At 62.4% G+C, this 21,347-nt stretch carries 20 protein-coding genes; 8 read left to right on the top strand and 12 right to left on the bottom strand.

Going from position 1 to position 21,347, the window contains the following annotated elements; all coding sequences use genetic code 11:
* Nucleotides 1-133 precede the first annotated feature (133 nt).
* The 4 genes from B4F27_RS16470 to B4F27_RS16455 are packed head-to-tail and all read right to left on the bottom strand — an operon-like array spanning nucleotide 134 to nucleotide 3,903.
* Nucleotides 134-922 carry a heme ABC transporter ATP-binding protein gene (locus B4F27_RS16470; RefSeq protein ID WP_286760186.1) on the bottom strand — a complete coding sequence of 263 codons (789 nt, stop codon included), beginning with the start codon at nucleotides 920-922 and terminating at the stop codon, nucleotides 134-136.
* Nucleotides 922-1,986 (bottom strand): FecCD family ABC transporter permease, encoded by a 1,065-nt coding sequence (locus tag B4F27_RS16465; protein WP_286760185.1) that lies wholly within the window; start codon nucleotides 1,984-1,986, stop codon nucleotides 922-924. The genes B4F27_RS16470 and B4F27_RS16465 overlap by 1 nt, the downstream gene beginning before the upstream one ends.
* Before the next feature lie 4 nt (nucleotides 1,987-1,990).
* Complete coding sequence (locus tag B4F27_RS16460; RefSeq protein ID WP_286760184.1) at nucleotides 1,991-2,851, bottom strand: heme/hemin ABC transporter substrate-binding protein; 861 nt, start codon at nucleotides 2,849-2,851, stop codon at nucleotides 1,991-1,993.
* The gene (locus B4F27_RS16455; protein ID WP_286760183.1) at nucleotides 2,848-3,903 is read right to left on the bottom strand and encodes a hemin-degrading factor; all 1,056 of its coding nucleotides are present in this window, start codon (nucleotides 3,901-3,903) and stop codon (nucleotides 2,848-2,850) included. The genes B4F27_RS16460 and B4F27_RS16455 overlap by 4 nt, the downstream gene beginning before the upstream one ends.
* Nucleotides 3,904-4,119: 216 nt before the next feature.
* Between B4F27_RS16455 and B4F27_RS16450 the strand changes: the two genes are divergently transcribed.
* Nucleotides 4,120-6,147, top strand: coding sequence for a TonB-dependent receptor domain-containing protein (locus tag B4F27_RS16450; protein WP_286760182.1), 2,028 nt, complete (start codon nucleotides 4,120-4,122; stop codon nucleotides 6,145-6,147).
* A 51-nt stretch (nucleotides 6,148-6,198) separates the two neighbouring features.
* Here the strand turns inward: B4F27_RS16450 and B4F27_RS16445 are convergent, their stop codons facing one another.
* The 7 genes from B4F27_RS16445 to B4F27_RS16415 all read right to left on the bottom strand — a co-directional run bounded on the left by B4F27_RS16445 (nucleotide 6,199) and on the right by B4F27_RS16415 (nucleotide 11,599).
* Nucleotides 6,199-6,639, bottom strand: coding sequence for a c-type cytochrome (locus B4F27_RS16445; protein WP_286760181.1), 441 nt, complete (start codon nucleotides 6,637-6,639; stop codon nucleotides 6,199-6,201).
* A 54-nt stretch (nucleotides 6,640-6,693) separates the two neighbouring features.
* The gene (locus tag B4F27_RS16440) at nucleotides 6,694-7,434 is read right to left on the bottom strand and encodes a copper-binding protein (protein ID WP_286760180.1); all 741 of its coding nucleotides are present in this window, start codon (nucleotides 7,432-7,434) and stop codon (nucleotides 6,694-6,696) included.
* A gap of 48 nt (nucleotides 7,435-7,482) precedes the next feature.
* Nucleotides 7,483-8,841, bottom strand: coding sequence for a multicopper oxidase family protein (locus B4F27_RS16435; protein ID WP_107277643.1), 1,359 nt, complete (start codon nucleotides 8,839-8,841; stop codon nucleotides 7,483-7,485).
* 11 nt (nucleotides 8,842-8,852) lie between these two features.
* Nucleotides 8,853-10,316 (bottom strand): TolC family protein, encoded by a 1,464-nt coding sequence (locus tag B4F27_RS16430; protein WP_286760179.1) that lies wholly within the window; start codon nucleotides 10,314-10,316, stop codon nucleotides 8,853-8,855.
* Nucleotides 10,316-10,558 (bottom strand): hypothetical protein, encoded by a 243-nt coding sequence (locus B4F27_RS16425; protein ID WP_009824197.1) that lies wholly within the window; start codon nucleotides 10,556-10,558, stop codon nucleotides 10,316-10,318. The genes B4F27_RS16430 and B4F27_RS16425 overlap by 1 nt, the downstream gene beginning before the upstream one ends.
* Before the next feature lie 83 nt (nucleotides 10,559-10,641).
* Nucleotides 10,642-11,049, bottom strand: coding sequence for a hypothetical protein (locus B4F27_RS16420; RefSeq protein WP_286760178.1), 408 nt, complete (start codon nucleotides 11,047-11,049; stop codon nucleotides 10,642-10,644).
* 91 nt (nucleotides 11,050-11,140) lie between these two features.
* Nucleotides 11,141-11,599, bottom strand: coding sequence for a winged helix-turn-helix transcriptional regulator (locus B4F27_RS16415; RefSeq protein ID WP_009824199.1), 459 nt, complete (start codon nucleotides 11,597-11,599; stop codon nucleotides 11,141-11,143).
* Nucleotides 11,600-11,758: 159 nt separating this feature from the next.
* On the opposite strand from B4F27_RS16415, the gene B4F27_RS16410 reads away from it, so the two are divergent.
* Complete coding sequence (locus tag B4F27_RS16410; RefSeq protein WP_286760177.1) at nucleotides 11,759-13,171, top strand: MATE family efflux transporter; 1,413 nt, start codon at nucleotides 11,759-11,761, stop codon at nucleotides 13,169-13,171.
* Here B4F27_RS16410 and B4F27_RS16405 read toward each other — a convergent pair.
* Entirely contained in the window at nucleotides 13,168-14,052 is an 885-nt protein-coding gene (locus B4F27_RS16405; protein WP_005848677.1) for a LysR family transcriptional regulator, read from the bottom strand. The genes B4F27_RS16410 and B4F27_RS16405 overlap by 4 nt on opposite strands.
* A 133-nt stretch (nucleotides 14,053-14,185) precedes the next feature.
* Between B4F27_RS16405 and B4F27_RS16400 the strand changes: the two genes are divergently transcribed.
* From B4F27_RS16400 to B4F27_RS16375, 6 genes are all read left to right on the top strand, one after another.
* Nucleotides 14,186-15,133 carry a Bug family tripartite tricarboxylate transporter substrate binding protein gene (locus tag B4F27_RS16400; protein WP_286760176.1) on the top strand — a complete coding sequence of 316 codons (948 nt, stop codon included), beginning with the start codon at nucleotides 14,186-14,188 and terminating at the stop codon, nucleotides 15,131-15,133.
* Nucleotides 15,134-15,168: 35 nt separating this feature from the next.
* Nucleotides 15,169-15,639, top strand: coding sequence for a tripartite tricarboxylate transporter TctB family protein (locus B4F27_RS16395; RefSeq protein ID WP_240790874.1), 471 nt, complete (start codon nucleotides 15,169-15,171; stop codon nucleotides 15,637-15,639).
* Entirely contained in the window at nucleotides 15,640-17,157 is a 1,518-nt protein-coding gene (locus tag B4F27_RS16390; protein ID WP_064215692.1) for a tripartite tricarboxylate transporter permease, read from the top strand.
* Nucleotides 17,141-18,730 carry a gamma-glutamyltransferase family protein gene (locus tag B4F27_RS16385; protein ID WP_286760175.1) on the top strand — a complete coding sequence of 530 codons (1,590 nt, stop codon included), beginning with the start codon at nucleotides 17,141-17,143 and terminating at the stop codon, nucleotides 18,728-18,730. Before B4F27_RS16390 ends, B4F27_RS16385 begins: the two co-directional genes overlap by 17 nt.
* A 98-nt stretch (nucleotides 18,731-18,828) precedes the next feature.
* Nucleotides 18,829-19,806 carry a bile acid:sodium symporter family protein gene (locus B4F27_RS16380; RefSeq protein ID WP_286760174.1) on the top strand — a complete coding sequence of 326 codons (978 nt, stop codon included), beginning with the start codon at nucleotides 18,829-18,831 and terminating at the stop codon, nucleotides 19,804-19,806.
* Between the two features lie 207 nt (nucleotides 19,807-20,013).
* Nucleotides 20,014-21,282, top strand: coding sequence for a tetratricopeptide repeat protein (locus B4F27_RS16375; RefSeq protein ID WP_286760173.1), 1,269 nt, complete (start codon nucleotides 20,014-20,016; stop codon nucleotides 21,280-21,282).
* The last annotated feature ends 65 nt before the right edge of the window (nucleotides 21,283-21,347 follow it).

The raw sequence follows: 21,347 nt of genomic DNA, 5'->3' as shown, positions 1-21,347 counted from the left end.
GATTGGTGAGGTGTGTCGGTTGACATAGACCGTCAGACGCTGGTGTCTAGGTGTAGTGTCACATTTACGTCATTCTGTCGAAGCTCATACGTCAACCGATATATATGTCAGCGCGCTGGCGTGGTGCCCGCACCTACCCCATACGCTCCTGCGCGACGTGTGGCAGGATATAGCTTTGACCCGCTGCGGCGGGCGTATTGACGGTCAGGGTGCAACCATAGGCTTGGGACAGAATGGCGTTTTGCATCACGTCGGCGGGCGCGCCGTGTTTCAGGATCTGGCCGTCTTTGATCATCGCCATGTGATCAGCGAACATGGCCGACAGGTTCAGATCATGCATGACCGCGACCACGCCGCCGCCGCGATTGGCGAAATCTTTGAGAAGCCGCATCACCATAAGCTGATGGCCGATATCCAGACTGGCAACGGGTTCATCTAGCAGCAACCAACGGGGCACGCCGTTCTGCACCGGATGCCAAACCTGACAGAGCACGCGCGCCAGCTGCGTGCGTTGCTGCTCTCCGCCCGAAAGCTCTTGATAAAGCTTGTCTGCGTAGCCCTCTAGCCCCACGGCATCCAGGGCGCGGGCGGGGATATCGTCGCGGTGTCCAGATATGCCGCGTCGTAGCCCCATGCGCACGACCTCGGCCACGGTAAAGGGGAACGCAAGGGTTGCTGACTGCGGCAGCACCGCGCGCATGGCGGCAAGTTCCCACGGGTGCAGATCGGCGACGTTTTCGCCGTTCAGCAGAATGCGCCCGGTGAAGTCGACCTCGGCCGTGATCGCCCTAAGCAGCGTCGATTTGCCCGAGCCGTTGGGGCCGACAATCGCTGTGAGCACACCGGCATTGGCGGTGAAATCGACCCCGTGCAGAATCTCTTTCTTGCCGATACGGGCAACAATATCGCAGGCGCGCAGCATCACAGGTCCACCAGCCCACGGCGCCGCAGCAGAATCCAGAAAAACACTGGTGCGCCCAGAATGGCGGTGATCAACCCGATGGGCAGTTCCGCCGGCGCAATAATCACGCGGCTGATGATGTCGGCGGTCAGCAACAGCGTGGCCCCCAGCAGTGCAGCGTTCACGAGCAAGGGTTCGTGATCGGGCCCCGTGGCAAGACGCAACAGATGGGGCACGACGATCCCGACAAAACCGATCCCGCCGGACATGGCGACCGCGGCACCTGTGGCGGCCGCGACCGTGAGGATGGCGGTATGCTTTACCCGCTGCACCGGCACCCCCATATGCGCGGCTGTTGCCTCCCCGAAAGCGAGCGCATTCAGCCCGCCGCCCAAGCGCATGGCCACACCCGTCGCCAGAAGGATCAGCGGCCCCGCGATGGCGACTTTGGTCCATGTGGCACCGGCAAGCGAGCCGAGCCCCCAGAACGTCAGATCGCGCAACTGCGTGTCATCGGCGAAATAGATCAGCAGCCCGCCCAAGGCCCCTGTCAGCGCGCCCAAGGCAATCCCCGCCAGCAGCATCGTCGCGACAGAGGTGCGCCCCCGCCGCGTCGACACGCGATATAGCAGCAAGGTTGCCGCCCATCCGCCCAGAAAGGCAGCCAGCGGGATCAGCCAAAAGCCCGCCACGGTGAGAACAGCCACCGGCAACAGCCCGCCCAGAACGATTGCCACGATCGCGCCCAATCCGGCACCCGCACTTACCCCAAGCAGACCCGGATCCGCGAGCGGGTTGCGAAACAGCCCCTGCATCACCGCGCCTGACACAGCCAGCGCGGCCCCGACACAGATGCCCATGATCAGCCGCGGCAAACGGATATCCCAAAGCACCACGCGTTCAAGCTGCGTCAGCGGCGCGCCGGTCACGATCTTGAACAGGGCGTGCCACAGCGATGTGCCCGACGCCCCGATCGCAAGGCTGCTGATGGCGGCGATGGCCAGAACAGCCGCCAGCCACAGATGCGCCTTGCGCGCGGCACGACGGCGGTCGCGGGGCGGGGCGAAATCTGCAAGCGCTGTCATCGGATCAATCGGTGTAAAGCGCGGCGTGCAGATCGGCGACCGCATCTGCCGTGCGCGGCCCGAACCCCAGCAGATAAAGCCCGTCCATCCGCACCACCGACCGGCTGGCCGCTGCAGGGGTGACGGATATGGCAGGCATCGCGAAAAGCTCTGCCTCGGTGCTGTTGTGATCGCCTTCACGCGCCATCATCACCAGTACATCGGGCGCTGCGGCCAGCACGGCTTCGTCCGTGATGGGTTTGTAGCCCGCAAACCCCGTGACCGCATTGACCGCGCCAGCCAGTTCTATCATCGACGCGGCCGCGGTATCCGTGCCCGACGCCATGATCCGCCCGCCTTGGGTGCTGAGGATAAACATCACGCGTTTGCGCTCTGCCGCGGGCCGGTCTTGCGTCGCGCGGGATACAGCTGCCAGCTTTTGCTGCAATTCAGCAGCCAGCGCTTCGGCCTGCGGGCCTTTCCCAAGCGCCTGCCCGACGGCGCGTATCTTGGCGCTGACCCCTTCGGCGGTATAGTCATCAGGGACGGTGACAAAGGGGATATGCGCCTGCTCAAGCACCTCGATTGTTTCTGGCGGTCCGGCACCTTCCTCGGCGATGATCAGCTTGGGGCCTGTGGCCAGCACCCCTTCGGGCGAGAGCGCGCGCATATAGCCCACGTCCGGCAGGGCAGCGGCTTCAGGCGGATAGCTAGAGGTCGTATCCCGCGCAACCAGCTGGTCCTGCGCGCCGAGGGCAAAGACGATCTCTGTCACCGCGCCGCCGATGGAGACGACGCCCCCTGTGGGTTCCTGTGCCGTGGCGGGCAGTGCTGTAATCAGGCCAAGCGCCGCGACGCTGATAGCGGTCGTGAAAGCGCGGATCATGCGGGCACCTCGACATTCAGGCTCTCCAGCCCCGCGACAAGCTTGCCCCATGCGGGACGACAATCGCGCCCTTCCTTGCCGACGCCAAAGACCTGAAGGATAAGCCCCCCGTCCTTGTTGAAGGCCTCGACCGAAACAGCGGGGCCGCGTTGCGTGGGCTTGTCGACGGCCCAGACCTCGGCGATGTGATCAAGCCGCAGATGCAGGTTAAAGCGGGGGTCCAGCACATTCTGCCACGGACCCATGGATTTCAGCGTGGTGATGGGGCCCGAATGGATCTGGATACACCCGCGATTGCCGGCAAAGACCATGATCTCAAGCTCTTGCGCGACCACCTGATGCAGCATGGCATCGACAGCAGAAGGCTGCAAAGCGCGTGCAAAGGGCTCGCCCGCGATGCGGTAGGCCCCTAACCGGTTCATCTTGAGCTTGGAGGTCAGGCGCAAAAACTGATGCGTGTCGGTCAGCCGCGCCCATTCCTTTCGCAGGATGTCCAGCTTCGACAGATCGGATTTCGGCACCTCGTCAGGTTCGCGCGGCACCACGTCTAAGGTGGGGGATTGATCCTCCAGCGTCAGCCCGGCTTTGGCGCGATCAAAGGCCGCCACATCGGACCCGTCGCGCAGAAAAATCTTATGTACCGCATCCCCCGCCGCATCGAACACCTGCAGGCTGCGGCGCGTACCGGCGTCCGTCTCCTTCTCTACGGCAAAGGCATAATGCCACCGGCTGGGAAAGAGGCGCAGGTCGATGTCATCGGTGAGGATCATCGATGCATGGGGACCGGCGTGATAGTTATCATAGGTGCCGACCTTTTCGTGCACGCAGGACGGGTTGCGGGTCAGCGCCATAACCTCGCCCAGAGTCTGGGCGGCGCGCATGATCTCGTCGGGGTGCGCATTGATACGCCGCACGCCATCGCCGGTATAGGCCGCCAGCAACTGCGCCTCACTGATCCTGAGCTTGTCGGCCACATCACGTTCGCGCAGCTTTGCGTGGTCGGCGCGGAAGGCGCGGATATCCTCGGGGGTCGGGGGAACGGAATGGGTCATGCAGCACCTTCGCCATATAGATTAAAAGAGAGGGGGCTGGCGACGCGCGTCGGGCATCCGCTGGCAAAGGCGCAGATCAGAAGCTGCCCTTTAATGTTGACACTTTTAGTAGGTCTTTTTAGAACCCGCAAGAGCGCTCCCCCTCTACGCCCCTTTTTTCACCGCCAGCCCCTCGCAAGCATTCCGTCAAACCTATTGCTTGCAAGGATGTCTTCGATGACCAAAGCCGCTGGAACCCGTGCCCTATTGAGGGGCACGACAAGCCTGATACTTCTTTCCCTAACCCCGCTCCCCCTCGCCGCGCAGGAGGGTTTTCTAGGCACGCTCGTTCTGGGCGAGAGCAAACGCGAGGTGCAGACCGATACGGCAGTATCCATCACCACAGTCGACCAAGAGGAGATCGACGACCGTCAGGCGGGCACCGTGGCAGAGCTGATCGATTCAGTTCCCGGCGTAAGCCTTGTGAACGGGTCCACCCCGCAAGGGTCCGGCATCAACATCCGCGGCTTCGGCGCGAACGATATCTACGGTGCGGATTCCAAAGTCGCCGTGCAGATCGACGGGGCCACCACCGGGGCAGAGCGGCTATACCGGATCGGCACCCAGCTGTTCACCGATCCGTTCCTTTACAAGTCGGTCGATGTGATCCGCGGGTCCGTCGGCAGCTTTGAATACGGGTCCGGCATCGTGGGCGGTGTCGTCCGGCTTGAGACGAAAGACGCGTCGGATCTGACGGGCGGTGAGCTTGGCTATTTGCTGGGTCAAACGCTGGAGTTCAGCACGAACGGCGACGGCATCACGTCTTCCAGCGTGCTGGCGTGGCAACCGACCGAAGATATGGAGTTTCTGCTGAACTACACGTGGCGCGACCAGAACGATCAGGTGGATGGTGACGGGGCGACTATCGGTAACAGCGCCTTCACCCTGCCGTCAGGTCTAATCAAGGCAAAATACAGCTTTGGCCAGAACCGCGATCAATCGCTGACCTTCAGCCTGTCGCACACCACCGCAAGCGACCGCGACGTGCCCTTTGACAGTTTCACCACCACGGCGGATTCCTTTGGCACCGTTGACCGCGATACGGAGTCTACGACCGCGGTGCTCAAGTACAACTTCAACCCAGCCGATAATGATCTGGTGAACCTTGATGTCGTGCTATCCTACGCCGACCAACAGATCGACCAAAGCTATGTCTCGGGCAGCTCACCCCTTGAAGGCACCCCACAAGGGGCCGGTGTTCTTGCCTTGGCGAATGCGGATCATCGGTATCAAACAACGAAACTGGCGTTTAAAAACCAAAGCCTGTTCACCTCGGGCGTTGTCTCCCATGATCTGCGGACCGGGCTTGAACTGATCCACAAAGAACGCCTTGATGCCAGCAACGCCCCCGGCGGCAAGGACCGTCGCGTCGCTGTCTATGCGGTGGACGATATGCGCATCACTGATGCATGGACCGTGACACCGGCGCTGCGCTACGAGACGTCGAAGATCACCGGATCAGCGGCCCCGAATGATGGCACTTATGAAAACAACGCGCTGATGGGCGGGCTGTCGGTGCGCTATGCCTTCGGGAATGGTTTGGCCCTGTTCACCAGTGCCGCCTATACCGAAGGGCTGCCCATGATCGACCATCTGGGCACCGATGCCGCGATCACATCATCCGAGAAGGCCGAGACATACGAGATCGGCGCCTCGTTTGACCGTCATGATCTGTTCCGCAGCGGGGACCAATTCGCGATCAAGGGTGTCTACTACGAGACCACCTTGACCGATGTCAGCAGCTATTCGGTCTCGGGGGTACGCCCGCCTGCACCGGCGCTGGACCGGGTCGAAACCTCGGGGCTGGAGCTTGAAGCCTCTTACGCGTTGGGCACGGGTCTTTACTTTGACGTGAATGCCAATGTGGTGCGCGGGACGGAGTATGAACCGGGCGGCTCTTCCGGTGACTGGCGGTTGCTGCCTGCGGACAGTCTGCGGGTCACCGTAGGCAAGAAATTCGGCAAAGAGCTTGACCTGAGCTGGGAGGTCGTGGGCAACACATCCGTAACAGACGACGGCGAGACCTCGGCAGGATTTGGGGTCCATAATCTGCGCGCCACCTATGTCCCGCAAAACGGTATCCTCAAGGATACACAGTTCCGCGTCGGGCTAGAGAACGCTTTCGACAAAACCTATACGCCGCATCTGTCGACACGCACGGCACCGGGTCGGAACGTGAAATTCTCGATCTCGCGGATGTTCTGAAACGGCGCGGGCCCCCGGGGTGTGACGTACCTCGGGGCCTTGCCCTTGGGCTTAGTCGATCCCGTTCTCGCGCTGAAGGCGGCGGATATAGGCCACGATGTCCATCACATCGGCCTGCGTGATCCCTTCGACGGGGGGCATGTTTCCGAACGGCCAGTGATGCCCCCGCACCCCGTTTTGCGCGGCCAGCAGGAACGCCCGGTCGCCGTGGTGGCTGGGCTCGTAGATCACATGCACCAAGGGCGGTGCGACGCCGTCCTGCCCCTGACCATTGGCCCCGTGGCAGGCCGCGCAAACCGCATCATAGGCGCGCTTTCCCAGCTGCTCCTGATCGGTGAAACTGTCCGGCACCTTCACGGGTGCCAAGGCACCCTCCGCAAGCTCGGTCGGGCTGGTCTCGGGTTGATCATGATGCGAGAAATACCACCCGCCCGCCGCTGCGGTCAGCAACGCAAAGAGGACAACCCACAGCAATACACGCGATGTTTTCATGTCTTCGCCTCATATGGGGCGGGCACCGATGCATGACCGGAGCCCGCGCGTGGATTACTTCAACTCGACGACGGTCAGCTTGCCTTTGACGGGCTCTGCGACGAATTCGATGCTTTGACCTGCAGAGAGCTTGCCGATCATGGTTTCATCGGCGCGAAACACCATGGTCATCGCGGGCATATCAAGGTTGACCAAAGGTCCGTGATCGATGGTGACCTTCCCCCCTTTGGTGTCAACTTTCTTGACGGTGCCCTTGGTATAGACGACCTCTGCCGCTTCGGCTTCTGCCTCGGCTTTGGCGCTGACTTCGATGGGGCCGTACATGCCGGATTCATAGTGACCGGGGATCAGGCAGGCGAATTCAAACGTGCCGGCATTGGCAAAGGTCCAGATCACCTCGCCCGACTGGCCGCCCTCAAGACGGACCGAATTGGGGTCGTCATGTTCCATATCCATCTTCGCCATCATTTCCTTGTGCTTGGCGTTGCCTTCGGCATTATCGATCACGAACTCATGCTCAAGCTCGCCCTTGTTGGTGACCTCAAAGCGGATGGTTTCCCCCTGCTCGAACGCAAAGTTGTCGGGTTCAAAGATCATATCCCCGTCTTCGGTCTCGCGCATGGTGACGGCGATGGTGCGGGTGACGTCAGCCGCCGTACCGGGTTTGCCCACTGCCATCATTTCGGCATGCTTGTCGGCGTGGTCGTCATCATGCCCGCCAGAGTGGGAACCCGCCGCAAAGGCAGGGCCGGTCAAAGCAATGGCGAAGGCGGTGGTCATCAGAAGGTTTTTCATTGTGTTTTCCTATATGGTTTTCAAAGTTTTATGTGGATGCAAAAGGGATCATCCCTTTTGCGTTGGTTTCGGGGTCAGGATCGTTTTGGGGCTGTTGTTCGTGGCGAATTCCGGTAGTTCTCCGGTCCACTCATAGGCTTCCTCGCCGGGGGGGTTGTCGTACCATCCGGGGTCGGAATAATCGTCCGGCGCAATCCCGTCGCGCACCTTCACGACAGAGAACATGCCGCCCATTTCGATCGGCCCGTGTTTGCCCCAACCGTTCATCATGGGGATCGTGTTCTCGGGCAGTTCCATCGACATCTTGCCCATGTCCCCCATGCCCGCCGTGCCCATCGGCATGTAGCCCGGCTTGAAGCTGCGCATCTTGGGGGTAAGCTGGGATTTATCGACACCGATAAAGGTCGGCACGTCGTGGCCCATGGCGTTCATCGTGTGGTGCGACTTGTGGCAGTGGATCGCCCAATCGCCCAGATGGTCCGCCGTGAACTCATAGGCGCGCATCGCGCCGACAGGAATGTCGATGCTGACCTCGGGCCATTGCGCGCTTTCCGGCACCCAGCCGCCGTCGGTGCAGGTGACCTTGAAATCATAGCCGTGCATGTGGATCGGGTGGTTTGTCATCGTCAGGTTGCCGACGCGCACCCGTACCCTGTCGCCCTTGTTCACGACCAGCGGATCAATATCGGGGAAAATCCGGCTGTTCCATGTCCATAGGTTAAAGTCGTTCATCGTCATGACACGCGGTACATAGGTACCGGGGTCAATGTCGAACGCGTTGAGCATGATCAGGAAGTCACGGTCCACCGGCATGAACGTCGGGTCTTTGGGGTGGACGACAAACATGCCCATCATCCCCATCGCCATCTGGACCATCTCATCCGCATGGGGGTGGTACATGAAGGTGCCGGATTTGGTCAGGTCGAACTCGTAGACAAAGGTCTTGCCCGGTTTGATCCCCGGATGGCTCAGCCCGACCACGCCATCCATACCCGAGGGCAGGATCAGCCCGTGCCAGTGGACGGATGTGTTTTCAGGCAGCTTGTTGGTGACATAAATCCGCACACGGTCGCCTTCGACCGCTTCGATCGTGGGGCCGGTGGACTGGCCGTTATACCCCCACAGATGCGCGATCATGCCATCGGCCAGTTCGCGTTCTACGGGTTCCGCGACAAGGTGGAATTCCTTGACGCCGTTGTTCATGCGGTAGGGCAGCGTCCAGCCGTTCAGCGTGACCACGGGTGTGTAATCCACCCCCGTCGAGGGGCGCGCCGTAACCGCAGTCGCAGCGCTGTCCATATGCGCCGCTTCCGGCAGCCCCATGTTCAGAGTTTTGCCCCACGCCTGAGAGGACACAAGTGTCGCCCCCGCCGCACCGGCACCGAGTAGTTGACGTCTGTTCATCATATCGTTTCCTTTCAGTGTCCTGCGCCGCCACCAGCGGCCAACGTGGTGCCTTCGGAGCCCCCTCCACCGCTGCCTGCACCGCCGCCGTAGATCGCCGCGGTCAGATCCGCCTGCGCCATAAAGAACGCCCGCTTCGCATCCGCGGCTTCCAGCTCGGCACCAAGCTTTTCACGCACATCGGTCAGCAGTTCGAAGGTGTTGGTGATCATGCCGTTGTAAGACAGCAGGGCTTCGTTCTCGACGGTCTTGCGTAGCGGAACAAGAACATCGCGGTAATGGCGCGCGATCTTGTAAGAGGCATGGTAGGCCCGTTCGGCCCCCCGCGCTTCGGAGCGTACATTGACCGCCCGTTCCGCCAGCACATTCGCCGCCTGCAGATACGACAGCTCTGCCTTGCGCATCCGCGCCTTGCCGCTGTCATAGATCGGGATCGCGAATTCCAGCTCTACCTGAGGCGTGATCTCTTTCTCGATATCGCCGCCTTCGGCTTCACGCTCAAGCTCGGCCCCTGCGACGATCTCAAGATCGCTGACGATGCGGGTCTGATCCGTCAGGCCAAAGGCTTTTGCCTGCGCTTCAAGCCCCAGCTTTGCGACGCGCAGATCGACACGGTTGCGCAGCGCCTTGGCTTCGACATTGGCGACGCCGCGCACGGACCGCGGCAGCCCCGGCAAGGCATCAGGCACGTAATAGTTCACGTCAGCCCCCCAAAGCCCCATGAGGCGCGTCAGCTCTTCCTTCGCTGTGGTCGCATCCAGCCGTGCCTTGGCAAGCTGTCCGGCCAGCTCCGCGTTGAACGCCTGCTCGCGGGCTTGGGCAGCTTTATTGAGCGCGCCGGTTTCCCCCAGCTTGCGGGCCAGCTCCGATCCGGCGTCCGAGGTCGCCTTGGCGCGTTTCAAATACCCCACCACCTCAAATGCGGAAACGGCATTGACCCAGGCCTGACGGGTCTGGTTGGCCAATGTCAGCGTATCGTTCACCGCTGTCAGCTGCGCTTGACGAAAGCTCGCGTCAGCGATTGCGCGGCGTTGTTTACGCGTGGTGGCATCCAGAAGATTGGCGCGGATCAACCCTTCGACCGCACGGTAGGCCCCCAGCTCGGGCGCCCCGATCCCGAGCACGCCAATGGACACGATCGGGTTTTCCGGCGTCGATTGCTGCCATGCTTCGGCGGCGGACAATCCAACATTCGCATAGGACGCCTGAAGCCCCTTGTTGTTGAGCAAGGCGACCTGAACCGCCGTATCAGCCGAGATTGTCTTGCCCTGCACCATCGCGCGCACTTCGCGTTTCACCGCTTCGTTTTCGGCTTGGGTCTCGGCAAAGACGGTGCGTTTACCAAGCGCGGGCGTGATCTGGCTGGCGACATTGGCAAAGCCGGCTTTGGGGTCGGTATAAGCGCTCGGGATCGCCGTGGCGCAGGCCCCGAGCACAAGGGGAAAGCCGATGATCAGCGGCAGTTTACGGACGTACATCAGTTCCCCTCCGATTGTTCTTGGTTAACGGTGCGCCAGTCACGCGGACCTGTGGGCCCACGATACGTATAGCCGGCCAGCGGGTTCGGGTGGCTGATGGGGGAGACGACGGTCGTGCTGAGCGTGGCTTCTTGCGTGGCCACGGCAGGCAGCGGTGTCGGCGTATAGGGCAAGGGTCTGACATCCTGCGTGCAGGCGCCAAGGGTCAGGGTGCAAGCCCCCAAAACGAAATGGATTTTCATGTGATGTACCTGATTGATCTTCTAGGGATCGCGCGCAGGAACGCTGGCGCGACGCAAAGACCCCAAAGCGGGTCTAAATCAGATCAGGATTGAGGAGGACGCAGAAATCCTTGCGCCTCAAGCGAACACGCCTGCGCATGGCCGATCTTGTAGGTGCCCGCAGTGACGGCATCGTCTTGTGGATGCGCGTGGTCCATCAACACGATGGACAGGCACATCCCGTTGCAGCAATTGCCTGCACTGTCGTCAGGTGTGTTCGAAGGGGCTTTGTCACTGTGATTGTCGACAGCGGCACGATCCATAGTGCTATGATCATGCAGGGCGTCTTGCGCGTTTACATCGACCACATCGTCCATGACCGCAGCATAATGCCCGTCATGCATCCCCGACGCCGCGTGGGACGCGGACGGCGGAAACAGCACCAGCGCCGCAGCAAAGGCAAGACATGCCACTGCGTTCTGCCAGAAAGATATGGTGCGTTTAAAAGCCATGGGAGACAGTTGATGCACCCGCCCCTTACTGTCAATCAGTCCTGCGCTGGAAGGTTTCGAAGTTTTTTACCCAGTGGGCGGCGGAAAGCCGCTATGCTTTTTTGGCACTGGCGTTCGAGATAGCGCTGACACTGCGGTGGGTAATTTCCTCTCCGGTGACACGGTCCACCAGCATGGGCGCGATTGGCGTGCCCGCACTGCGCGAGACCAGCGTGACCGACGGGCTGCCTTCAATCGGGACATGGGCGTTGGCCCAGTCGATCAGCGACACCAGCATCGGATAGAGCGCCTTGCCCCGTTCGGTCAGCCGGTATTCGTGGCGCAGGGGGCGGTCCTGATAGGCCTCGCGGCGCAGCACGCCGGCCCCCTCCAGCTTGCGCAACCGGTCCGCCAGCACATGCCGCGTGATCCCCAGCCGGTCCTGCATCTGCTCGAACCGGCGAATGCCCAGAAAGCAATCGCGCAAGACCAGCATGGTCCAGCGGTCGCCCACCACGGACAGCCCCCGCGCCACGGGGCAGGATTCATTCTGTAACTCGTTCCATTTCATGCCTTGATCCTAGCAGGCATTGACAGGTTCTGAAAGAGAACTTACCCGTAGTGCATTCCAAAAAGGAACCGAGTGGGGAAGGATCGCCGCTCAAGGTAGTTAGACGGGGGAAACCATGCCACATCAGGTCGCCACATCTCGGCTCGGCAAGGCCAGCTGATGGCCCGCGTCACCCCGAACGCCGCCCCTGCCCTTTCAGCCAAAGCGACACAGGCGCGCGCCACCCGGACCCGTGCCCTGCTAGAGGCGCCAATCGCGCCGACGTTGGCCAAGCTTGCCACGCCCAATGTCTTGGCGATGTTCGTTCAAACCGTGCAAAGCATATCCGAGGCGTATTTCGCGAGCCTTCTTGGGGTGACAGCGCTGGCCGGTCTGGCGCTGGTGTTCCCACTGGTCATGTTGACGCAAATGCTGTCGGCGGGTGCCATCGGCGGGGCGATCTCGGCCGCGGTGGCGCGCGCACTCGGCGCGCAAGACAGCGCGCGGGCGGCCTCATTGGCGGTGGTCGCGTGGATGATCGCAGGTGCCTTTGCCGTGATCATGGCCGTTCTGGTCGGGCTGTTTGGCGTGGCGTTTTTTACCCTGCTGGGGGGCGGTGCCGATGCCGTCTCTGCCGCCGCGACCTATGCGCTGGTCTTCTTTCCCGGCTGCATGGCGATCTGGCTGTGCAATGCGTCGCTCAGCATTATTCGTGGCACGGGCGACATGCAGACCCCTGCCGTGCTCTTGCTGCTGGTGTCTGTCATCTCGATCCCCTTGTCGGGCGGCTTCGCCCTGGGGTGGGGCCCCCTGCCCGCGCTTGGCATGGCGGGGCTGCCCATCGGCGTCGTGCTCGCCTTTGCTATCGGGGCTGTGCTGGCGATGGCGCATATTCTGACCGGGCGCACGGGGCTTAGCTTTGGCGGTGCCTTGGGCCGGATCGACATCGGCATGTTCCGCGATATCCTCAGCGTCGGGGCGCTGGCGGCGGTGAATACCCTGCTGACCACGATCACCATCATCATGATGACAGGGCTCGTGGGCCGGTTCGGCGAAGAGGCGCTGGCCGGTTACGGGCTTGGCGCGCGGCTCGAATTTCTGATGATCCCCGTGATCTTTGGCATTGGTGCCGCGATGACGGCGATGGTCGGGGCGAATATGGGCGCCGGTCAGGTGGACCGCGCCCTGCGCGTGGCCTGGACCGGATCTTGCGCGGCGGCGGTGATCGTCGGCGGCATCGGGCTGCTGCTCGCCGTGTTTCCCGACCTTTGGCTTGGCATGTTCCTTGATCCGTCCAACACCGGCGCGCTGGACGCAGGGCGCAGCTATTTCCGCCTCGTGGCACCGTTCTACGCCTTCTTCGCCCTCGGCCTCGCGCTCTATTTCGCGTCGCAGGGCGCGGGGCATATGGTCTGGCCGGTGATCAGCAGCCTCAGTCGGATGGCGGTGGCGCTGATCGGCGCGTTGATCCTGATGCAAACCGGCGGCTTGGGCCTGCGCGGCATCTTCATCGCCATCGGCGGCGCGATGGTGGTCTATGGCTCGGTGATCGGCCTTGCGATCTGGCGTAAGGGCTGGCGCGCGCGGGCCTAGTCATAGACCTCTGCCGTGAGCCCCTGCTGGATCAGCGCGGTGACCAAAGCCGCCAGCACCTCGGCGCGGCGCGAGGTGACCCGCTGCACCAGCCCCAGACGGCGATGGATCGGCGGCGCCCCGAAAGGGAACCAGTCAAGCGAGGCGGTCTCGGCATCGTGCAGCGCGATCTGGGGGATAATGGCAAAGCCCAGACCCGCGCGCACACAGCCCACCACGGCTGGCATCGTATTCACCGACACGATCTGGCGCGGCGCGGCGCCAAGGCGGGCGATTTCGGTGTCGATCTGACGCGCCAGCGGCACCTGCGTGCGATAGCGGATATAGGGCACGTCGCGGATCAGATCATCCAGCGTGATCGTTCCGGTGCCGGGCGGGGTGAGAACGATCAGCGGTTCGGTCAGCACAGGGGTCCAGCGCAGACTACTGGGCACCGCCACGTGGTCCGCCACAACCGCCGCATCCAGCTGGCCCGAGACGACCTCGCTCATCAGCTCCTCGGACACACCGACCCGCAGCCGAAAGTTCAGGTAGGGAAAGCTGGCGCGCAACGTCGCAAGCGCCTGCGGCATCAGTGAATTCGCCCCGGTCCGCAACGACCCGAGCGCCACGGTGCCGCGCATCTGCTCCCCCGCGACGGAGGCTTTTGTGTCCGACACGATCTGCAGGATCGACTGGGCCGAGCGGACCATCTCTGCGCCCTTGGTGGTCAAGGCGGGCGGACGGCGGGTGCGGTCGAACAACTGCGTGCCGATCTCTGCCTCTAGCGCCGCGATCTGCTGGCTGACGGCAGAGGCGGTCAGGTTCACGGCCTGCGCCGCCGCGGCAAAGCCGCCGTGCTGGCTAATGGCCAATAAAGTCTCAAGCTGACGTGTATCCATACCTCAAGATAAGATATGCTAAATGTAATGGCAAGAATTACGCGCTTTGCTATGGTTATTCTTGTGTTATTCACGAAACTGACACCAAACCCGTGGCGGATAAACCGCTGCTTCTCTCACAGGGAGTCCTCCTATGACGTTTCGTTCGGGCCTTGCCGCCCTTTTCACCGCTGCCAGCCTGATTGCAGCCCCCGCCACAGCCGACACCTACCCCGAGCGCGCGGTAGAGTTCATCGTGCCCTGGTCGCCCGGTGGCGGCTCTGACACGCTGATGCGTCTTGTGGCCAACAACGTGCAGCCCTTCCTTGGCGCTGAAATGCCCGTGATCAACATGCCCGGCGTCGGCGGCACTGTGGGCCTGCGCGAGGCCTCGCGCCGCGCCGCGGATGGCTATACCATCAGCCAGGTGCACGAAGGTCTGCTGGTCGCCACAGAAACCGGCATCACCGATCTGGCATGGGATGACTTTGACCCGATCGCACTGATGACAGCATCGCCCCAGTATCTGGTCGCGGGCAAATCCGACAACTACAGCAATTTCGAAGAATTCGTGACCTACGCCAAGGCACATCCCGGCGAGATCTCCATGGGCGTCACATTGGCCGGCGTCCCGCATCTGCACGCCGCGATGATCGAACAGGCCTTCGGGCTTGAATTCAAATACGTCGGCTATGAGGGCACGGGCGAACGCGTGCGCGCGCTGGTCGGCGGCAACCTTGATGTGGCGATTGGCGACATCAGCTCCTCCAAACAATTCGTCGACAACGGCGATCTGACCTTCCTTGCCGTCGGCGCGACCGACCGGGTGGACGCCGCCCCCGATGTGCCGACCTTCAAAGAGCTGGGTCAGGATCTTGAGCTGAACGTGACCCGCGGCATCGTGATGCCCAAAGGGGCCCCGCAAGAGGTCCGCGACACGCTTGAAGCCGCGCTGCAAGCGATGGCCCAAGACCCCACCTATATCGAGCAGACCAACAACGCGGGTGCCGATGTCGGGTTCCGCGGTCAGGAAGACTACCGCGCCTATCTGAGCAAACTGGACGAGACAGTGAAATCGCTGTCGTCGGTTCTGGCCCCATGAACGGGCACGACCCCATGAAGGCACAGGAGGCGGGCTTGGTTGCCCGCCTTCTGAGCTATGTCTTCCTCCTGCTGGCCTCGATCGCATTGTTCATCTCGGCCAGCGGCATTGCGACCTCGCGTTTTGAAAAGCTTGGTGCCGGGGCTTTCCCCAAGATCATCTTTGGCGCGATGGCGATCGTATCAGCCATCGCGATCATCGACGCGCTGCGCCAGATCCCCCGCCACGCTTACGGTGATTTCGCAGCACAGGCCGTAGCATGGGCCAAACGCTGCTATCTGGTGTTTGTCTGCCTTGGCGCGCTCACCGCCTATCTGCTGGTCATTCCGGTGCTGGGGTTTTCCATCGCCAGCCTGATCTTCCTTTTCGTGCTTCAGGTGATCCTGATGCCGCGCACGCCCAAGTCTATTGCCCTCGCCGCTGTGGTGGCTGTGGTTTTCTCCTTCGGGCTGAACTGGCTTTTTGCCGAAGTGTTCACCGTCTTCCTACCGCGCGGAGTGCTTTGAATGACTGATTTCATGACAGGGGCCGCGCAGATTTTCACGCTGGCGACGCTCGCCTATATGCTGGCGGGGTCCGTCGCGGGCATCGTTGCGGCGGCGATCCCCGGTTTCACCGTCACGATGGCGATTGTGCTGACCCTGCCGCTGACCTTCACGATGGAGCCTTTGCAGGGCATCGCCGTGATGCTCTCGGTCTATGTGGGCGGCTATACTGGCGGGCTGATCTCGGCGGCATTGCTGGGCATCCCCGGCACGCCATCGTCGGTCGCCACCACCTTTGACGCCTTCCCCATGGCGCGCAACGGCGAACCGGGGCGCGCGCTGTCCATCGGGGTCTGGGCGTCCTTCTTTGGCACCGTCATTTCGACCATCGTGCTGATCTTCGCCGCACCGCCGCTCGCGCTTTTCGCCGTGCGCCTTGGCCCGTGGGAGTATTTCTCGCTCATCGTCTTTGCCCTGACAATCGTCGCCAGTCTTGTCGGCACCTCTGCCATGCGCGGCATTCTGGCGGGGCTGATCGGGCTTGCAATCTCTACCGTGGGGACAGACCCGATCATGGGCCGCCCGCGCTTTGATTTCGGCATAGAGATGCTGCAGGCCGGCCTGCCGTTTCTGGTGGTGCTGATCGGGATCTTCGCCATTTCCCAGCTTGTGTCAGAGGTAGAGAATGCCGACAGCGTGCGGTCGGGCAATGCGCTGGTCACCGGGGCCATCGATTTCCAGACATGGACCGTGATGAAAGAAGTGTTGATGCGTCCCGTCAACCTGCTGCGGTCGTCCATCGTGGGGGTGCTGATCGGCGCCCTGCCCGGTGCGGGCGGGTCCATCGCCAACCTCGTCGCCTATGATCAGGCCAAGCGCGGGTCCAAGAACAGTGACAAATTCGGCACCGGTGAACCCGACGGCATTGTCGCCTCCGAGGCGGGCAACTCCGCCACCGCGGGCGGCGGGCTGATCCCGCTTATCGGTCTAGGCATCCCCGGATCGGCTGTCGATGCGATCCTCATGGCGTCGCTGATGGTGCATGGCATCTCGGTCGGGCCACGGCTGATCATGGATCACGGTGACCTTGTCTATGGCATGTTCATCGCGATGGTGGTCGCGTCCTTCATGATGCTGATCGTGTCGATCTGCTCCATGCGGCTGTTCCTGCGGGTGACCGAAGTGCCCAAATGGCTGATCGTGCCGGTGGTGATGACCTGCTGCGTCGTGGGCACCTTTGCGCTGAACAACCGCGTGACCGACCTTTATCTGCTGATCTTCATCGGCATCACCGGCTACACGCTGCGCGCCCTTGGCTATGCGCTGGCACCTTTGGTGCTGGGGGTCATTCTGGGCCCAATCGCAGAAACCAACCTGCGGCGCGCGCTGATGACGGACGAAGACCCGACGCTGTTCTTCACCCGTCCCATCAGCCTGATTTTCCTGATTGCGGCTTTCGTGTCCATTGTCTGGGCCATCCGCAGTCACCTCAAAAACCGTACATCTACAGAAAGGCCATCCCATGCGCCTACGTCATGATCCTGTCTACCCTTCGCGCCGCTCGCCCATTCTGGCCGAGAATGTCGTCGCCACCTCGCAACCGCTGGCGACCCAAGCCGGTCTGTCCATCCTGCAACAAGGCGGCAACGCTGTGGATGCGGCCATCGCCACGGCGGCTGTGCTAACAATCGTCGAGCCCACGGGCTGCGGCCTTGGCTCTGACGCCTTCTGCATCCTGTGGGACGGCAAGCAACTGCACGGGCTGAACGCCTCGGGCCGCGCACCCGCCGCCTGGACGCCCGAGTATTTCAAGGACGGCATCCCCGAACACGGCTGGGACGCCGTGACCGTCCCCGGTGCCGTCAGCGCCTGGGTCGAACTGTCTGAAAAATTCGGCAGCCTCGGCCTGTCGACCGTGCTGGCGCCCGCGATCCGCTATGCCGAAGACGGCTTTATCGTGTCGCCGGTCGTGGGCACGGCATGGGCCAAAGGGGCTGCGGTGCTCAAGGACCAGCCCGGCTTTGCCGAGACTTTCATGCCCGAGGGACGCGCGCCCAAACCCGGCGAACGCTTCCGCAACCCCGGTGCCGCGCGCACCCTGCGCGCTATTGCCGAGACCAAGGGCCGCGCTTTCTACGAGGGCGAGATCGCGCAAGAGATCGCGGCCTTCGCCAAGGCCAATGGCGGCGCGATGACAGCCGACGATCTGGCTGCGCATCACAACGACTGGTGCGGCACCATCAGCCAAAGCTTTGACGACGTGGAATTGCACGAGATCCCGCCAAACGGTCAGGGCATCGCCGCGCTGATGGCGCTTGGCATGTTGCAGCACACCGACATCCGCGACCACGGCCCAGACGATCTGGCCGCCGTGCATTTGCAGATCGAGGCGATCAAGCTCGCCTATGCAGATCTGCACGCCTATGTCGCCGATCGCGATCACATGACCGACGTGGACGAAGCGGCCCTGCTTGACCCCGATTACCTTGAATCCCGCGCCGCATTGATTGATGCCAACAAGGCGCAGGACTTTGGCGCGGGGGCCCCGAAACAGGGCGGCACCGTGTTGCTGAACGTCGGTGATGCCTCGGGCATGATGGTCAGCTTTATCCAGTCGAACTACGCGGGCTTCGGCTCTGGTGTGGTTGTGCCGGGCACGGGTGTGTCGATGCAGAACCGCGGCTTTGGCTTCACGACACAGGACGGCCACCCCAATCAGGTCGCGCCGGCCAAACGCCCCTTTCACACGATCATTCCGGGCTTCGCTATGAAAAACGGCGCGCCCCTGATGGCCTTCGGCATGATGGGCGGGCCTATTCAGGCACAGGGCCACATGCAGCTCTTGCTGCGCACGCAGCTGTGGGACCAAGACCCTCAGACCGCCGCCGATGCCCCCCGCTGGCGCGCGATCGAGGGGTTGGCCGTCGCTTGCGAACCGTCGATGCCTGCCGATCTGCTGGACGGGCTCAAGGCGCTTGGCCATGCGATCCAGATCGAGGCACCGGACAACGCCTTTGGTTTCGGCGGCGCGCAGCTGGTGCAACGCAACGCGGCAGGCGGCTACGCCGCGGGCTCTGATCCGCGCAAAGACGGGCAAGCCGCAGGCTTCTGATCCCGCGCCACTTGGGCGAGCGGAGGGTCACGCCCCCGCTCGCCCTTTACGGGCCGGCAGCGCCCCTATATCGATCTTTCGACAACGCAGGCATTCCCATGAACTATATCAAACGCATCGGCATCGACGCCTATATGATCTTGCTGCTGGCCACCGTGATCGCGGGCATTGTGCTGCCTGCCACAGGTGTCGCCGCCGAAGGCTTGCGCGGGGTGACCTTCTGGGCCGTCTCGTTGCTGTTCTTTCTCTATGGGGCCAAGCTGGACCCAAGCGCGGTCAAGGCTGGCATCACCAATTGGCGCCTGCAAGGGATGACCTTTGGCGCGACATATGTGCTGTTTCCGCTGATTGGGCTGGTTCTGGCGACGCTGTGCAGCCCGATCCTCGGGGCGACGGTGACCATGGGGCTGCTGTTTTTGTCGGTGCTGCCCTCGACCGTGCAATCCTCTATCGCCTTCACCTCGATTGCCGGCGGCAATGTGCCTGCGGCGATCTGCGCGGCCTCCGTCTCCAACCTCATCGGGGTCATTCTGACGCCGGTGCTGGTGACCTTGCTGCTGCATCAGGGCGACGGCGGCGTCAGTCTGGATGCCATCGGCAAAATCGGCGTGCAGATCTTGCTTCCTTTCATCGTCGGGCAGGTGATGCGTCCGCTGGTGGGCGGGTTTGTGCAACGCCACAAGCTGCTGACCATGATCGTGGACCGCGGGTCGATCATGCTGATCATCTACTCTGCCTTCAGCGCGGGCACCGTCTCGGGCCTTTGGTCCGCGATCCCCGTCACCACGCTGATGCTGCTTTTCGCCGTGGTCTGGCTGTTTCTGGCCGTGGGCATGTGGTCGATGATCGCCCTTGGCAAGGCGACGGGAATGCCCGACGCGGATCGCGCGGTGCTGTTCTACTGCGGGTCCACCAAAAGCCTTGCCAGCGGGTTGCCCATTGCCACGGCGCTTTTTGCGCCCGATCTGGTCGGTGCCATCGTTTTGCCGCTGATGATCTACCATATCTCGCAGCTTCTGGTCTGCGCCTTCGTCTCACAGCGCGCGTCACGTCGGGCCTCTGCGGCACCTGCCTAAAGTTACCCATGGGTATCCTTTTTGCCAATCACCCCCGCGCCCGCGCGCGGGTCTTTGCCGGTCGGGGCATCCCGGCCTAAGCCACAGCAGAAACACGCAATTTTCCGCCGAGATTTGGCGGGGTGCCGGCGTGCATCGATAGGGGACACGCGTTACGAAAACGCGAAAAGGCAGCAGGCTGCCCACCCGACAAGAAGGACCCTATCAATGGCAGATAAAACAAAACGAAGCTGGTTTGGCCGTACCGTACTGGCCGCGGTGATGCCCATGGCCGCGCAGGCCCAGACCGTGCAGGACGGCATGGCCGCGTTCGAGCAAGGCGATTATACCCACGCGCTGGAGCTGCTGCTGCCGCTGGCCGAACAGGGCGACGCCGAGGCGCAATGTCAGGTCGGCCGCCTGTACTACCGCGGCGGTGATGGTGTGCCGCAAAGCTTTGATGATTCAGTCGCATGGGCCAAGAAGTCTGCCGAACAGAACAACCCCTGCGGGTTGAACTCTCTGGGCGTGTCCTACCGCTTTGGTCAGGGCGTCGACCCCGATGCGAAAACCGCGTTCGACTATTTCACCCGCGCTGCGGCCCAAGGGTTCGACAAGGCGCAGTTCAGTCTGGGCAACATGCATGAACTGGGCGAAGGCACAGCGCAAAGCGATGCAGAGGCCCGCGCCTGGTATCGCAAAGCGGCAGAGCAAGGCAATGCTATGGGCCAGTACCGCTTGGGCATCCTGTTGCTGGAAGGTCGCGGCGGCGAGGCGGCCCCCGAAGAAGCACAGCAGCTTTTGCGTGCCTCGGCGGAACAGGGTCTGGCTGACGCGCAATATTCGCTGGGGTGGATGGCCAACCACGGCGTCGGGGTAAAGCAGGACCACGGCCAAGCGCTTGAATGGTATCGGCTCGCGGCAGAACAGGGCTATGCCCCCGCGCAGATCAATCTGGGCAACCTCTATGCCGAGGGGCTTGGCACCTCGCAGGATGACGAGAAAGCCGTCGGCTGGTACTATGAGGCAGCGCGCAATGGCGTCCCCGCTGCGCAGGTCAACATGGGTAAGCACTACGCGCTTGGGCGCGGTGTGCAGCAGGACTTTGACGAGGCGATGGTCTGGTATCAGCAAGCTGCGGAATACGGCGAACCCGTTGCCTATCTGAACGTAGGTTTGCTGTATGAAAACGGTCAGGGCCGCCCCGCCGATCCGGCAGAGGCCGCGCGCTGGTACCGTGCCGCCGCCGAACGCGGAGAGCCCCGATCCCTTGCCAAGCTCGCGCATTTCTATGCCGAAGGGATCAGCGTCACTCCGGACCCCGTGACCGCATGGGCGTTGCAGGATACCGCCATGGCCTATGACCGCGACGGCGCGCTGGATGCGCCCGAAGAACGATTGATGCAAATGGGCCAACAGTTGGCACCCCAGCAAAAGGGTGAGGCAAAGGCGCTGGCGCAAAGCTGGCAGAACGGGGAAGAGCTGGTCTTGCCTTAGCGATTTAGCCAAAGCTGTGACCACGGCCCATATGGACAAATTGTCCATTTTGCCTATATTGTGCG

The sequence above is a fragment of the Sulfitobacter sp. UBA1132 genome, assembly GCF_002311545.1.
GTDB classification, from domain to species: Bacteria; Pseudomonadota; Alphaproteobacteria; order Rhodobacterales; family Rhodobacteraceae; genus Sulfitobacter; species Sulfitobacter pontiacus.
The sequence above is the reverse complement of the archived record's forward strand: the minus strand, read 5'-3'. Positions and strand labels throughout refer to the sequence as shown.

What these genes read in the sequence shown, in the direction of transcription:
- B4F27_RS16470 (WP_286760186.1), bottom strand. Translation starts at nt 922, where the DNA reads ATGCTGCGCGCCTGCGATATTGTTGCCCGTATCGGCAAGAAAGAGATT.
- B4F27_RS16465 (WP_286760185.1), bottom strand. Translation starts at nt 1,986, where the DNA reads ATGACAGCGCTTGCAGATTTCGCCCCGCCCCGCGACCGCCGTCGTGCC.
- B4F27_RS16460 (WP_286760184.1), bottom strand. Translation starts at nt 2,851, where the DNA reads ATGATCCGCGCTTTCACGACCGCTATCAGCGTCGCGGCGCTTGGCCTG.
- B4F27_RS16455 (WP_286760183.1), bottom strand. Translation starts at nt 3,903, where the DNA reads ATGACCCATTCCGTTCCCCCGACCCCCGAGGATATCCGCGCCTTCCGC.
- B4F27_RS16450 (WP_286760182.1), top strand. Translation starts at nt 4,120, where the DNA reads ATGACCAAAGCCGCTGGAACCCGTGCCCTATTGAGGGGCACGACAAGC.
- B4F27_RS16445 (WP_286760181.1), bottom strand. Translation starts at nt 6,639, where the DNA reads ATGAAAACATCGCGTGTATTGCTGTGGGTTGTCCTCTTTGCGTTGCTG.
- B4F27_RS16440 (WP_286760180.1), bottom strand. Translation starts at nt 7,434, where the DNA reads ATGAAAAACCTTCTGATGACCACCGCCTTCGCCATTGCTTTGACCGGC.
- B4F27_RS16435 (WP_107277643.1), bottom strand. Translation starts at nt 8,841, where the DNA reads ATGATGAACAGACGTCAACTACTCGGTGCCGGTGCGGCGGGGGCGACA.
- B4F27_RS16430 (WP_286760179.1), bottom strand. Translation starts at nt 10,316, where the DNA reads ATGTACGTCCGTAAACTGCCGCTGATCATCGGCTTTCCCCTTGTGCTC.
- B4F27_RS16425 (WP_009824197.1), bottom strand. Translation starts at nt 10,558, where the DNA reads ATGAAAATCCATTTCGTTTTGGGGGCTTGCACCCTGACCCTTGGCGCC.
- B4F27_RS16420 (WP_286760178.1), bottom strand. Translation starts at nt 11,049, where the DNA reads ATGGCTTTTAAACGCACCATATCTTTCTGGCAGAACGCAGTGGCATGT.
- B4F27_RS16415 (WP_009824199.1), bottom strand. Translation starts at nt 11,599, where the DNA reads ATGAAATGGAACGAGTTACAGAATGAATCCTGCCCCGTGGCGCGGGGG.
- B4F27_RS16410 (WP_286760177.1), top strand. Translation starts at nt 11,759, where the DNA reads ATGGCCCGCGTCACCCCGAACGCCGCCCCTGCCCTTTCAGCCAAAGCG.
- B4F27_RS16405 (WP_005848677.1), bottom strand. Translation starts at nt 14,052, where the DNA reads ATGGATACACGTCAGCTTGAGACTTTATTGGCCATTAGCCAGCACGGC.
- B4F27_RS16400 (WP_286760176.1), top strand. Translation starts at nt 14,186, where the DNA reads ATGACGTTTCGTTCGGGCCTTGCCGCCCTTTTCACCGCTGCCAGCCTG.
- B4F27_RS16390 (WP_064215692.1), top strand. Translation starts at nt 15,640, where the DNA reads ATGACTGATTTCATGACAGGGGCCGCGCAGATTTTCACGCTGGCGACG.
- B4F27_RS16385 (WP_286760175.1), top strand. Translation starts at nt 17,141, where the DNA reads ATGCGCCTACGTCATGATCCTGTCTACCCTTCGCGCCGCTCGCCCATT.
- B4F27_RS16380 (WP_286760174.1), top strand. Translation starts at nt 18,829, where the DNA reads ATGAACTATATCAAACGCATCGGCATCGACGCCTATATGATCTTGCTG.
- B4F27_RS16375 (WP_286760173.1), top strand. Translation starts at nt 20,014, where the DNA reads ATGGCAGATAAAACAAAACGAAGCTGGTTTGGCCGTACCGTACTGGCC.